This is a genomic window from Shewanella maritima (assembly GCF_004295345.1).
Lineage (GTDB): Bacteria > Pseudomonadota > Gammaproteobacteria > Enterobacterales > Shewanellaceae > Shewanella > Shewanella maritima.
In genome coordinates, this window is the sequence record NZ_CP036200.1 from 2,655,001 (window position 1) to 2,667,521 (window position 12,521).

At 45.3% G+C, this 12,521-nt stretch carries 11 protein-coding genes and 1 rRNA gene; 6 read left to right on the forward strand and 6 right to left on the reverse strand.

Annotated elements, in window-relative coordinates; all coding sequences use genetic code 11:
- Window positions 1-150 precede the first annotated feature (150 nt).
- Window positions 151-266: ribosomal RNA gene (gene rrf, locus EXU30_RS11405) — 5S ribosomal RNA — on the forward strand.
- Window positions 267-910: 644 nt separating this feature from the next.
- On the opposite strand, the gene rarD is transcribed toward rrf, so the two are convergent.
- Both rarD and EXU30_RS11415 read right to left on the reverse strand, forming a co-directional pair.
- Entirely contained in the window at window positions 911-1,807 is an 897-nt protein-coding gene (gene rarD, locus EXU30_RS11410) for an EamA family transporter RarD (protein WP_130600146.1), read from the reverse strand.
- A gap of 339 nt (window positions 1,808-2,146) precedes the next feature.
- Window positions 2,147-2,611 (reverse strand): thioesterase family protein, encoded by a 465-nt coding sequence (locus tag EXU30_RS11415; RefSeq protein ID WP_130600148.1) that lies wholly within the window; start codon window positions 2,609-2,611, stop codon window positions 2,147-2,149.
- A 175-nt stretch (window positions 2,612-2,786) separates the two neighbouring features.
- Here EXU30_RS11415 and recQ point away from each other — a divergent pair, with 175 nt between their 5' ends.
- The 5 genes from recQ to leuD all read left to right on the forward strand — a co-directional run bounded on the left by recQ (window position 2,787) and on the right by leuD (window position 10,191).
- Window positions 2,787-4,586: a DNA helicase RecQ gene (recQ, locus tag EXU30_RS11420; RefSeq protein ID WP_130600150.1), complete on the forward strand. Its 1,800-nt coding sequence runs from the start codon at window positions 2,787-2,789 to the stop codon at window positions 4,584-4,586.
- Between the two features lie 904 nt (window positions 4,587-5,490).
- On the forward strand, window positions 5,491-7,059 hold the full coding sequence (gene leuA / locus EXU30_RS11425; protein ID WP_130600152.1) for a 2-isopropylmalate synthase: 1,569 nt from the start codon (window positions 5,491-5,493) through the stop codon (window positions 7,057-7,059).
- Window positions 7,056-8,150, forward strand: a complete 1,095-nt coding sequence (gene leuB, locus EXU30_RS11430; protein ID WP_130600154.1) for a 3-isopropylmalate dehydrogenase — start codon at window positions 7,056-7,058, stop codon at window positions 8,148-8,150. The genes leuA and leuB overlap by 4 nt, the downstream gene beginning before the upstream one ends.
- Window positions 8,150-9,553 (forward strand): 3-isopropylmalate dehydratase large subunit, encoded by a 1,404-nt coding sequence (gene leuC, locus EXU30_RS11435; protein WP_130600156.1) that lies wholly within the window; start codon window positions 8,150-8,152, stop codon window positions 9,551-9,553. Before leuB ends, leuC begins: the two co-directional genes overlap by 1 nt.
- A gap of 32 nt (window positions 9,554-9,585) precedes the next feature.
- Complete coding sequence (gene leuD, locus EXU30_RS11440; RefSeq protein WP_130600158.1) at window positions 9,586-10,191, forward strand: 3-isopropylmalate dehydratase small subunit; 606 nt, start codon at window positions 9,586-9,588, stop codon at window positions 10,189-10,191.
- A gap of 244 nt (window positions 10,192-10,435) precedes the next feature.
- Here leuD and mutT read toward each other — a convergent pair whose 3' ends face one another.
- The 4 genes from mutT to coaE are packed head-to-tail and all read right to left on the reverse strand — an operon-like array spanning window position 10,436 to window position 12,507.
- Window positions 10,436-10,843: an 8-oxo-dGTP diphosphatase MutT gene (gene mutT, locus EXU30_RS11445; RefSeq protein WP_130600160.1), complete on the reverse strand. Its 408-nt coding sequence runs from the start codon at window positions 10,841-10,843 to the stop codon at window positions 10,436-10,438.
- 6 nt (window positions 10,844-10,849) lie between these two features.
- On the reverse strand, window positions 10,850-11,077 hold the full coding sequence (gene yacG / locus EXU30_RS11450; RefSeq protein WP_130600162.1) for a DNA gyrase inhibitor YacG: 228 nt from the start codon (window positions 11,075-11,077) through the stop codon (window positions 10,850-10,852).
- A gap of 41 nt (window positions 11,078-11,118) precedes the next feature.
- The gene (zapD, locus tag EXU30_RS11455; protein ID WP_130600164.1) at window positions 11,119-11,853 is read right to left on the reverse strand and encodes a cell division protein ZapD; all 735 of its coding nucleotides are present in this window, start codon (window positions 11,851-11,853) and stop codon (window positions 11,119-11,121) included.
- 42 nt (window positions 11,854-11,895) lie between these two features.
- Window positions 11,896-12,507, reverse strand: a complete 612-nt coding sequence (coaE, locus tag EXU30_RS11460) for a dephospho-CoA kinase (RefSeq protein ID WP_130600166.1) — start codon at window positions 12,505-12,507, stop codon at window positions 11,896-11,898.
- Between the last annotated feature and the right edge of the window lie 14 nt (window positions 12,508-12,521).

Genomic DNA, 12,521 nt, shown 5'->3' on the forward strand with positions numbered 1-12,521 from the left:
ACAACCCAGATGGGTTTTGCTAGGTGGTTATAACCTTAGATTTTAGATAGAGCACTTAGATAGTGTGACTCAATTACAAAAAGCAATAACAGCTTTCCGAATTAATCTAATGGCTACAGAGAATAAAGTAGCGGTTAGATAACAAATTTGTCTGGAGACAATAGCATTGTGGTCCCACCTGAATCCATTCCGAACTCAGCAGTGAAACGCAATCGCGCCGATGGTAGTGTGGGGTTTCCCCATGTGAGAGTAGGTCATTTCCAGACGCCTAATTTACGAAATAGCCCCAGCACGACGTGTTGGGGCTTTTTTGTATGTTCAGCTTTTGAAAGGCTATTCGAACATGGGGAACAAACAGGGCATGCGCAGATGTGATAGGTCGATGATTGTATCCTGCATAATCGACACTTCTGCCATCCTTGGCGGCCGTAGGGCGAAGTGAGTGCGTTTATGAAGCACTGCTTCATGCGCTTATGTAGCGCGGATAGCTTGTTCGAAGCTGACCATTTCCAGAACCCTAATACCAATTACTATTAAAGACTTCCCAACTTAGAACAGTCCCTAAGGCGCAACTTTCAGACTTTATTCCGACACACAATGTATGTGTACTTTACACTAGGACATTGCTCAACAATATTTGTTAGCTATCCAAGGCGAGAACAGCTCTATGGCTTCTGCAATGGGGGCTGTAGAGGCAATTGTAATATCTAAATCAACACAGGGAGTCCTAGCATGTTGTAGCTGACACGCTTGTTACTATAGAGAATAACAGTGAATATCAAGTTTAGAGTCGCTGCGAATCAGGGGGTTAGCTGTCAGCTAGATGCTGTGGTTAAAGCAAAGTAAAACAATCTGGTTTACTTGGCTTTAATGAAAGATGCTCTACTGAGTATTAGAGCTACACTGACACTTATTTGATACGCTTCTTACTGCGTTGATGAAGTAGCATATCGAGCACAAAAATAGCGAGCGCAGACCAGATAAAACCAAAGGTAGTAGCCTTTTCCATATTAAAAGGTTCGTTGTATAGGCTGACAGCCATGATGAACATAATACTTGGACCTATGTATTGGAAAAAACCTAGTGTCGAAAGTGGTATGCGTATCGCGGCGCCAGCAAAGCAGAGTAAAGGCACAGTGGTGAAAATGCCTGCAGCTAACAACAGTAAGTTCATGTTAGTTGAGTTAGTGAATACGCTGATCTCACTTGGCTCTACCGCAAACATTAGGTAACCCAAAGCTGCTGGAAGCAAAATTGCGGTTTCTACTAACAAACCCGTTTTGGCATCAATATTTACTTTTTTACGTAACAGTCCGTAGCATCCAAAGGTGCCTGCTAGCGCTAGTGAAATTAACGGAATCGAGCCAAATGAGATGAGCTGGATGACGACACCAGAGCCTGCTAGAGCAACCGCTGCCCATTGTAGTTTACGCAGGCGCTCTGACAGGAACAACATTCCTAATACAACATTCACTAACGGATTGATGAAATACCCCAGGCTGGCGTCGAGCATTTGATCAGTATTCACGGCCCAAATAAATATCAACCAGTTGGTGGCGATAAGCACTGAGGTTATCAGTAGTATCCATAGCTGCTTTGGTTGTTTAAGTACATTTCTGAGATTACCGAACCCACCAATAAAGCTCATTAGCCCGAGCAGAAATACAAATGACCAAAGTACCCTGTGGATTAGGATTTCGGTAGCTGAGATCTCATGTAGTAACTTAAAATAAAGCGGTGTTACTCCCCAAAGGGTGTAAGCACATATGGCAAGGATGACTCCTTTTCGATAATCAAGATGAGGCATGAGAACTACTTAAATTTACTAGGCTAGAAAACAGGCATGGATTGTAGGTCTCACCCAGTCATAGCACAAGTATTACTTAACCTGAACCTGGAAAAATCAACCGATTACTGACGGCTATTTTCGCCTATTTCTGCGTTGAAGGCACTTGCAATAGGCTAGCTATTGACGCGTGGCTTCGCCTTGAACTAGTCAAAACTATCTCGCCAGAAATACTAATTTGGTGATTCATTCGATTATATAGTTATCGACAATTTCTTATTCCACGCTCAGGTTAAATACTAAGTTTCATACATCAGTTGATGTAAAAAATTTTGGTCTCGAAATCGAGGCTCACTGACGTTAACCAACCATATAGGTGCCAGTGCCAAATGCGATATGGGTTCCTTGTTCATTATGAAGCTCCATGCGGCATACCGACACGCGATTACCTGCACGAATGACGCTACCCGTACCAGTAAATATCTGACCTCGACCAGGGCGTAAATAGTCTACTCGCAAATCAATCGTACCTAACGTTGTTAGCCGCTGTTGTAGCTCTTCTACCGACCAGTCGTCTCGTGATGCAACCAAGCCTGCAAATGCGGTCAGTCCGCCTACTACATCGAGCACAGTAGCAGTCACGCCGCCGTGGAGTATGCTGTGATGAATATTGCCTATTAGCTCTTGCTTCATGATGATTTCGACTTCAACACCGCTAATATCGTAGTGCTTGATATTAAGTCCAAGGTGATTATGAAAAGGGATATGTTGGTCAAAAATTTCAGCGACTTGTTGTAGGGCGATGTTTTGTACACTGGTTGTCATTCTTCTGTCCTTGATATGAGTCGACACTACAAAGCTAGCGCGAGTTTTGGCAATGTTCAAACACTTGTTTAAATAATTTGCCGAGACAATCGGATTAGTGTGAATTAAAATACGGCTGTTTTTGAGTCATCTTGATTAAGGTTTACCTATCTCTTCTGTAAATTCTGCTACTGCAATAACTGCCGACCCTTTAGCTGAAACACTACAAAATGTGTTTGGTTATCGGGATTTTCGTCGTGGTCAGAGAGATGTGATAGAACAGGCTTTGAGTGGTCATGACACCTTAGTGATCATGCCTACAGGTGGTGGTAAGAGTATGTGTTACCAGCTGCCAGCCTTGTTAATGCCAGGCGTTACCATTGTGGTATCGCCACTTATTTCATTGATGAAAGATCAGGTTGATAGCCTAACTCAGTCAGGCGTCGCAGCGGCTTATATCAATTCATCGCAGCCACGCGAGGAGGCCATGCAGGTATTGCGCGGGTTACATAACGGTAAGATTAAACTGCTTTATATCTCACCTGAGCGCTTGTTGAGTTATGACTTTATGGAGCGTTTGTCTAACCTCAATATATCCATGTTTGCTGTGGATGAAGCCCATTGTATTAGTCAGTGGGGGCATGACTTTAGACCTGAATACGCCGCACTTGGTCAGCTAAAACAGCGCTACCCTCATATTCCTATGATGGCGTTGACCGCTACTGCCGACCAAGCAACCCGCGATAGTATCTGTCAGCGACTGACTATTAACCCTCACGTACTATTATCTAGCTTTGACAGGCCAAATATTCGCTACACCGTTGCTGAGAAACTCAACGCGGCTAACCAGCTGCGCCAGTTTTTAAAAGCGCAAAATGGTAGCAGCGGCATTGTGTATTGCTCCAGCCGCCGGCGTGTTGATGAGGTCGCTGAGCGCTTGCGTCTGCAAGGGTTTAAAGCTGAGGCATACCATGCAGGTTTGACCCAAGAAGTTCGTGCAGATGTACAAGATAGGTTTATTAAAGATCAGATTGAAATCGTGGTCGCCACAGTGGCCTTTGGTATGGGGATCAATAAGTCGAATGTGCGCTTTGTGGTGCACTATGACATTCCAAAAAGCATTGAAGCTTATTATCAAGAAACGGGGCGCGCCGGACGTGATGGTTTGGATGCCGAAGCTTATATGCTGTTTGACCCAGCCGATATTGGCCGCGTCAGACATCTTATTGAGCAATCTGAGCCAGGGCCACAGCAGCAAGTCGAGTTTCACAAGCTTAATAGCATGGCTGCATTTGCTGAGGCACAAACATGCAGAAGGCAGGTATTGCTGCATTATTTTGACGAGAGTGCTTCTGAGCCTTGTGGTAACTGCGATATTTGTCTGGACCCACCTAAACAATATGATGGCACTCAGGATGCGCAAAAAGTACTGTCTTGTATCTATCGTCTGAATCAGCAGTTTGGCATTCACTATACGATTGACGTGCTGCGCGGCTCTAAAGCGGCTAATGTGCTCGATCGCGGCCATGACAAGCTAACCACCTGGGGAATAGGTAAAGATAAATCTACTGAGCACTGGATTAGCGTGACTCGCCAGCTTATTCATTTAGGTCATGCCAGTCAGGATATTACTCGAGGCTCATCGCTGAAGCTTAATCCATCCGCACGTGCTGTGCTCAAAGGTGAACTAGCGTTGATGCTTGCCGAGCCGCGTATTCAATTAACGCCAGTGGTGGAAAAACGCCGCTCACGCGCACCACAACAATATGACCGCAAGTTGTTTGCTCGCTTGAAACTACTGCGCCGTGAGATTGCTGAAGAGAACGATATCCCACCTTATTTGGTCTTCAATGATGCAACCCTTGCTGAAATGGCTGCTATGGTGCCAACGTCTGAGGCAGAAATGCTCGCAGTGAACGGTGTCGGCGCAGTTAAGTTAGAGCGCTTCGGTGGTGACTTCCTTGATGAGATAGGTGACTACTTAGCGCAAGGCTGATTTAATCATCTATTTTGAGATTTCAGATCCTAAATAACTTTAACTAATTGTTTTGTAAAACAAGCCTAACGAATGTGCCCTGTTGCTTAATGGCGACAGTATGAGTCATTGAGCATCATCTATGTGCTAAAGGTAAATGAACTTTGTTGGCGCAAAACGCTGTGAGATCATCCCTGATGGCTCCACTTTTGCGTCCATGCTAAAGAGGCTTGCTTACCCAAAGCTCATTTACCCCTGGCTGTTGCTTGCTGCGTATATATCCAGCAATTCAATATTCGCTACTCCACAATAAGCTTACCTGTTTAATCTCGCTCTGTGGCACTCTGCCAGCGCAGTTCTCCATAAAACCTAATGGATTTGTTTTGAGTAAACTATGGTTTTTATGCGCTATTGAATTGGAGAGCTGAGCCACTCGATTTAGTCAGTTATCGGTACTAAAAGGTGACAAATCCTTACAAGTACATCTCGCAATAAAATCTCGCCAATTGCCATATTTTGAGATTAAATTGCGATTGTTTTGGGTTGGGGTAACAAAAATTTAATGCGATCAAAATAAAGTCGTCAATTTCCTCAAGTTGACCAATAAGCGGTTGACAGCGACCCCCATTGCGCGATAAATATTAGTCAACAACAAGCAGATTTTAGAATACTTATTTAAGTTTTATGAATAAACAGCCGTTGCGATTAGGACTGATTATGCTCTCTAGCAACCTCATTCTCTTAACTAGAGAGAGTGCGGAGTCCTGTGTGCAACTAGGTAAATAAGTATTGGCACATAGATAAACCCCGCACAGTAGTAGCGGGGTTTTTTATTTGCCCAGTGCGACTAATTTTTGTGACTAGTTTAGAGGTTACAAAACGTAACCGATAGCGTGATAGATGCGATGTTATTTGGAGAATAGGTATGTCTGATAGAGTGATCATTTTTGACACGACACTTCGCGATGGTGAGCAAGCGCTTGCTGCCAGTTTAACGGTGAAAGAAAAACTCCAAATTGCCCTAGCACTTGAGCGTTTAGGAGTTGATGTGATGGAAGTGGGCTTTCCTGTTTCATCGCCTGGCGACTTTGAATCAGTGCAAACCATTGCTAAGACGATTAAAAATAGTCGCGTTTGTGCGTTATCTCGCGCCTTACAAAAAGATATTGATGCTGCGGCGCAGGCGTTGTCGGTCGCAGAGCAGTTTCGTATTCACACCTTTATTTCTACCTCAACCATTCATGTTGAAAGCAAACTAAAGCGTTCATTTGATGATGTGCTAGATATGGCTGTTGGCGCAGTGCAATATGCGCGGCAGTTTACCGATGACGTTGAGTTTTCTTGTGAAGATGCTGGGCGCACGCCTATCGATAATCTATGTCGCATGGTTGAGCATGCAATTAAAGCTGGCGCGAGTACGATTAATATTCCTGATACGGTTGGCTATACAGTGCCAAGTGAGTTTGGTGGCATTATTCAAACCTTGTTTAATCGCGTGCCAAATATCGATCAAGCGGTGATCTCTGTGCATTGCCATGACGATTTAGGTTTGTCTGTTGCTAACTCGATTGCCGCGGTCGAGCAAGGGGCGCGGCAGATTGAATGTACTATCAATGGTATCGGTGAGCGCGCGGGTAACTGCTCATTAGAAGAAATCGCGATGATCTTAGCGACGCGTAAAGGCTTGATGAATATTGAAAGTAACATCAATGCGAAAGAGATCCATCGCACCTCTTCACTAGTTAGTCAGCTTTGTAATATGCCGATTCAGGCTAATAAAGCCATCGTTGGCAGCAATGCGTTTTCTCACTCATCAGGTATTCACCAAGATGGCATGCTAAAAGCAAAAAATACCTATGAGATCATGACGCCAGAAAGTATCGGATTAAACCGCAATAACTTAAATATGACCTCCCGCTCAGGTCGACATGTGATTAAGCATCGCATGGAAGAGATGGGCTACAAAGAGTCGGATTATGACTTGGATTCACTTTACGAGCAGTTTTTAAAGCTTGCTGATAAGAAAGGTCAGGTATTTGATTATGACCTAGAGGCTTTGGTATTCATTGAGTCACAGTCGCAAGACGATGATCAATATCAGCTGCAGCATCTTATGGTGCACTCAGACTCGACCGAAGGTATAGCTACCGCGACAGCTAAGGTGATGGTTGGTGATCAGGTGCTAACTGAGGCTGCGACAGGAAATGGCCCAGTTGATGCAGCTTACAATGCCATTGAGCGGACGACTAAGCGCGATATCGACATCACTAGCTATCAGTTAGGCGCTAAAGGCGAAGGGCAAAATGCACTGGGCCAGGTAGATATTACTGCAAGTTATAAAGGTCAGCGTTTTCATGGTGTCGGCTTGGCAACTGACGTAGTAGAGGCATCTGCACAAGCACTGATTAATGTCATGAATTTAACCTATCGAGCTGACAAGGTTGCAGACTATAAACAACAGAAATCAAAACAAAAGGAGTTAGGTGGCGTATGAGTTATCAAATAGCTGTTTTAGCCGGTGACGGTATTGGTCCAGAAGTGATGGCCGAGGCCAGAAAAGTACTGACTGAAGTTGAACGCCGCTTTGATTTAAATATTGAGTATAGCGAGTATGACGTTGGCGGTATCGCTATTGATAATCATGGTAGCCCGCTACCTGGGGCGACATTAAAAGGTTGTGAGGCTGCTGATGCAATTTTATTTGGTAGCGTCGGTGGCCCAAAGTGGGAGCATTTGCCGCCAAATGAGCAACCAGAACGTGGCGCGCTATTACCGCTTCGTGGTCACTTTGATTTGTTCTGCAATTTGCGCCCAGCAAAGTTGCACACTGGACTTGAGCACATGTCACCACTTCGCAGTGATATATCTTCCCGTGGTTTTGATGTGCTTTGTGTGCGTGAGCTAACAGGCGGTATTTACTTTGGCAAACCAAAAGGTCGCCAGGGTGAGGGCGAAAACGAAGAAGCTTTCGATACTATGCGTTATAGCCGCCGAGAGATTGAGCGAATTGCTAGAATCGCATTTACTGCAGCCCAAGGTCGAAATAAAAAAGTCACCTCGGTTGATAAGGCTAATGTTTTAGCTTGCTCAGTTTTGTGGCGTGAAGTTGTTGAGCTGGTCGCGAAAGACTTCCCTGATGTTGAGCTAGAGCATATCTATATCGATAACGCCACTATGCAGCTACTGCGCCGCCCAAATGAGTTCGATGTGATGCTGTGTTCGAACCTGTTTGGTGACATCATTTCTGATGAAATTGCTATGTTAACTGGCTCGATGGGGCTGTTGTCATCAGCAAGTTTAAATAGCTCAGGCTTTGGCATGTATGAGCCAGCAGGCGGCAGCGCGCCGGATATAGCAGGTAAGGGTATTGCTAACCCAGTGGCGCAGATATTGTCGGCAGCCTTATTGCTTCGCCATAGTTTGAAGTTAGATGAAGCGGCTGATGCTATTGAGCGCGCGGTAAGTAAAGCCTTAGCCAATGGTTACTTAACTGGCGAGTTGTTAGATGAGTCAGAGCGCGGCAATGCCAAAACAACTGCGCAAATGGGTGATTACATTGCTCAAGCTGTTAGGGAGGGTGCGTAATGGCAGCAAGAACTTTATATGAGAAAGTGTGGGATGCTCATGTGGTAGCCGAGCCTGAGGGCGAAGCACCAATTATCTATGTTGACCGTCATCTTGTACACGAAGTGACATCGCCACAGGCGTTTAGCGGCCTTAAAGTCGCGGGGCGTAAGCTAAGAGCGCCAGAAAAAACTTTCGCCACTATGGACCATAACACGTCCACAAAGAGTGCTAGCCTTGATGCATTAAGCCCTATGGCGCGCACTCAGGTAGAAACCTTAGCGCAAAACTGCAAAGACTTTGGTATTCGCCTATACGATATTCATCACCCTAACCAAGGCATTGTGCATGTTATGGGGCCAGAGCTGGGTATTACCTTACCTGGTGCGGTTATTGTTTGTGGTGACTCTCATACCGCGACCCATGGCGCATTTGGCGCACTGGCATTTGGTATTGGCACCTCAGAAGTTGAGCATGTGCTGGCAACGCAAACCTTACGTCAGTTAAAAGCCAAAACCATGAAGATTGAAGTGCGCGGTAAAGTTGCAACAGGCATCACCGCTAAAGATATAGTGCTAGCGATTATCGGCCGCCTTGGTATGGATGGCGGCACCGGGCATGTGGTTGAGTTTTGCGGGGAGGCCATTCGCGACCTTTCAATGGAAGGACGCATGACCTTATGCAACATGGCAATTGAAATGGGTGCAAAGGCTGGCATGGTTGCGCCGGATCAAACCACCTTTGATTATCTTGAAGGTCGTGAATTTGCGCCTAAAGGTCAAGACTGGGACCAAGCAGTTGCTGCCTGGAAGGCGATGGCGAGCGATGAAGGTGCTGAGTACGACAGTGAAGTCGTGCTAGAAGCTAAAGATATTGCGCCGCAGCTAACTTGGGGGACAAATCCGGGTCAGGTAGTGGCTATTGACTCAAGCGTGCCAAATCCAGCAGATGAAGCTAACTCCACCGTTAAGGCCAGCATGGAAAAAGCTCTGCAGTACATTGGTTTAACTCCGGGCACCAACATGACAGATATCGCTATCAACAAGGTGTTTATTGGCTCATGCACTAATTCGCGTATTGAAGATTTACGTGCAGCGGCAAGTCATGCCAAAGGTCGACAAGTGGCCGAAGGTGTCACCGCGATTGTGGTGCCGGGCTCTGGGCAGGTAAAACTACAGGCTGAAGCAGAAGGCTTAGACAAAATCTTTGTAGATGCTGGCTTTGAGTGGCGCTTGCCAGGCTGCTCTATGTGTCTTGCAATGAATGATGACAGGTTGGAAGCGGGCGATCGCTGCGCATCGACCAGCAATCGTAACTTTGAAGGTCGCCAGGGGCGTGGCAGTCGCACTCATTTGGTAAGCCCAGCTATGGCAGCCGCAGCCGCTGTAGCAGGCCACTTTGTTGATATTCGTAAGCCGTACTAATCGTAACTATTGCAACTAATAAGGAGTCTTGAATGCAAGCATTTACCAGCCACACGGGGCTAGCGGTTGCGATTGATAGTGCCAATATCGATACCGACCAGATTATCCCTAAACAGTTTTTATCTAAGGTGACCCGCGACGGTTTTGGCGTGCACCTGTTTCACGACTGGCGTTATTTAGATGATGCTGGCGACAAACCTAACCCTGAGTTTGCACTCAACAAGCCACGCTATAAAGGCGCATCGATTTTAATAGCTCAGGAAAATTTTGGTTGTGGCTCAAGTCGGGAGCATGCTCCTTGGGCGTTGGCAGACTTTGGTTTACGGGCGGTCATAGCACCTACATTTGCCGATATTTTTTACGGTAACTCCATCAACAACGGCTTGTTGCCTGTAAAGCTTGACGCAGCTCAAGTTCAGCAGTTGATTGATGAAGTTGAGGCCACAGAAGGCGGGGAGATCACTGTGGATTTGCAAGCGCTGACTGTGACGTCACCATCTGGAGAGTCATTTGCATTTACTATTGCAGAATCAGCAAGACACAAGCTTCTTAATGGCCTAGATGCGATTGGACTAACCCTGTCGTTTGAGCAACCAATTGCAGATTATGAAACCGAGATACCGAGTTGGTATCGTTAATGGTTTAGGTTGACGTCCTTGTAAAGCAGATTCCCGCTTAAAAGCATTGCGGGAATGACGATGTTGGAACGACTGAAAAAGCATCGCGGGAATGACGGCGTTGAAGCGTCACGGGAGTGACTGAAATAAACATTTTGGGGATGACTGCGTTGGAATGTCTAGAGTATGGCTTACCAACCATGCTCCTCGTTTAATAACACTGTCACCCTCGAAGAGCTTTTAATCGAGGGTCTCATGTCGAAATCTAGAGTGACTTAGGAAACTCGGCCAACAACTTATCTAAAATTGGCTTGTTGGCTTCAGGGAACTGGTAGTTCTCAAGTTCGTTGACATCAACCCAGGCTATTTGCTGTTGCTCAAGCCCCTTTGCTTCACCTGAGAAGTTAGTCACTAGATGAATATCAAGTAGCACATGCTTATCTGGATAATCATGGCTTATCTCCATAAATGGCGTTGAGTCAGCAACCTCTAGGTTCACTTCTTCCGCTAGTTCACGAATTAGCGCCTGTGTGACTGTTTCATCTTGTTCGACTTTACCGCCGGGAAACTCCCACTTGCCACCTTGATGTAAGTGACCGTGGCGCAATGCCAGTAAAATTTGGTCGTTTGGATTAACAATTACGCCAACCGCAACATGCACTCGTTTTAGCATCTAGAATTAATCCTTTTTGAAAAAATCGCCTTCATCAAAGCCTGCTTCATCGAGATCGATGTCGGCAAACATTTCTGGGTCAATAGGTGTTTTTACTGGAATGGCGTGCTTCTCGTCGGCCCAATCTCCAAGGTCAATCATTTTACAGCGCTCAGAGCAAAATGGTTTGAACTTAGATTGTGGTTCCCACACGACAGGGGTCTTACAAATAGGGCAATTTACAGTTGTTGGCATGAAATCGTCTTGCAATAAAGTTTGGCTAAATTTTAAAGGCTTTATTCGCAAGCTGCCAGTGAGAATGTGATTTGTTTGTCGGTATGTTTCTGACGGTCGAAATCCACGAAGTGAATGGCGTAACGATTGCGACTACCACTTATTGTAGGGTAACAAGCTTGATCGGCATTGATTCGGACTCTAATAAGCGATAATGCTTTATCCGCGTTCGCTTGGTAAAAGCCTGCATTGGCAGAGGCGTTGATGAATTCAGAAGAGTCGCGAATGAGCTTTAGAATAAGTGTGATGGCTTTGAGTAGTGGCTGAAATTCTTCGGTCCAATTAATGATATCTTGCTGGCGTTGTTGCCAGGGTAAGCTTAACCAGTAATGTAGCTGTGGTAAGTCGAAACTACAGCAAGCGCCAGGCATACTAAATCTGTGTTTTAGGGCCGAGATGAATTTATCTTGTTTAAGCTTTGCACCTAAGCGGCCGCTAGAATACAGCTGTGCTTTGGCTTGAGTGAGCTCTTTAATAAGTGCGCAGACTTGCTCGGTATCGACATGTGGAAATGCTTGCCATTTATCTAACAGCAACACCTGCTTATCAATATCTTTTAATACGTCTGAAGAAAAGTCGCAGCGTTCAGTTAAGTCTGCGAGAGAGAAGATCGGCTCAAAACAATGATGTTGGTGATCTGACTCAGTAACTTGTTTTATGTGCGTCGCTAAATGCTCTAAACGCAGATAGCTGCGCGTTTTTTCATTTAGGGGTTGCTCATAAATCAAATTGGTCATGATTAGCTAATCTTATTATTGTTTAGTCATTACAGCTCGTGGTTATTGTTGTCGCCTTGCTTGAGCTAAAAAGTACTGGTGAAGATTGTCCACCTGTTGATTAAGTGAGGCGATGTCGCCTTGATTATCAATAATATGCTCAGCTTTAGTTAAGCGCTGTTCGCGACTCATTTGGCTATCCATGATTTTCTGAATAGCCTTTTGAGACGTGTTGTCTCTAGTCGCTGAACGTTTTCTCTGCAATGCGGGTGAAATATCAACAACTAAAGTGGTATTGACTAAGCTATCTAACCCATTCTCAAATAGCAAGGGCACAACCAAAATAACATAGTCACTTTGTGCACTATGTACTTGCTCTAACATGGTTTTTCTAATTAGTGGATGCAGTAATTTGTTGAGCCAAAGGCGCTCACTTTCGTTATTAAACACTCTGTCACGCAGTGCTTGACGGTTGAGTTCACCGTTTGGATTTAGTACTTCAGCACCAAAGTGCTGCGCTATTGCATTTAATCCCGGAGTATTTGGCTCAACGACTTCCCGCGCAACAATATCTGCATCAACCAATTCAATGCCTTTGGCGGCAAATAAATTGGCAACGGTTGTTTTACCGCTGCCAATGCCACCAGATAGACCGACTATGTATGTGGAAGACATAATTCTCAATTACT

What these genes read in the sequence shown, in the direction of transcription:
- rarD (WP_130600146.1), bottom strand. Translation starts at nt 1,807, where the DNA reads ATGCCTCATCTTGATTATCGAAAAGGAGTCATCCTTGCCATATGTGCT.
- EXU30_RS11415 (WP_130600148.1), bottom strand. Translation starts at nt 2,611, where the DNA reads ATGACAACCAGTGTACAAAACATCGCCCTACAACAAGTCGCTGAAATT.
- leuA (WP_130600152.1), top strand. Translation starts at nt 5,491, where the DNA reads ATGTCTGATAGAGTGATCATTTTTGACACGACACTTCGCGATGGTGAG.
- leuB (WP_130600154.1), top strand. Translation starts at nt 7,056, where the DNA reads ATGAGTTATCAAATAGCTGTTTTAGCCGGTGACGGTATTGGTCCAGAA.
- leuC (WP_130600156.1), top strand. Translation starts at nt 8,150, where the DNA reads ATGGCAGCAAGAACTTTATATGAGAAAGTGTGGGATGCTCATGTGGTA.
- leuD (WP_130600158.1), top strand. Translation starts at nt 9,586, where the DNA reads ATGCAAGCATTTACCAGCCACACGGGGCTAGCGGTTGCGATTGATAGT.
- mutT (WP_130600160.1), bottom strand. Translation starts at nt 10,843, where the DNA reads ATGCTAAAACGAGTGCATGTTGCGGTTGGCGTAATTGTTAATCCAAAC.
- yacG (WP_130600162.1), bottom strand. Translation starts at nt 11,077, where the DNA reads ATGCCAACAACTGTAAATTGCCCTATTTGTAAGACCCCTGTCGTGTGG.
- zapD (WP_130600164.1), bottom strand. Translation starts at nt 11,853, where the DNA reads ATGACCAATTTGATTTATGAGCAACCCCTAAATGAAAAAACGCGCAGC.
- coaE (WP_130600166.1), bottom strand. Translation starts at nt 12,507, where the DNA reads ATGTCTTCCACATACATAGTCGGTCTATCTGGTGGCATTGGCAGCGGT.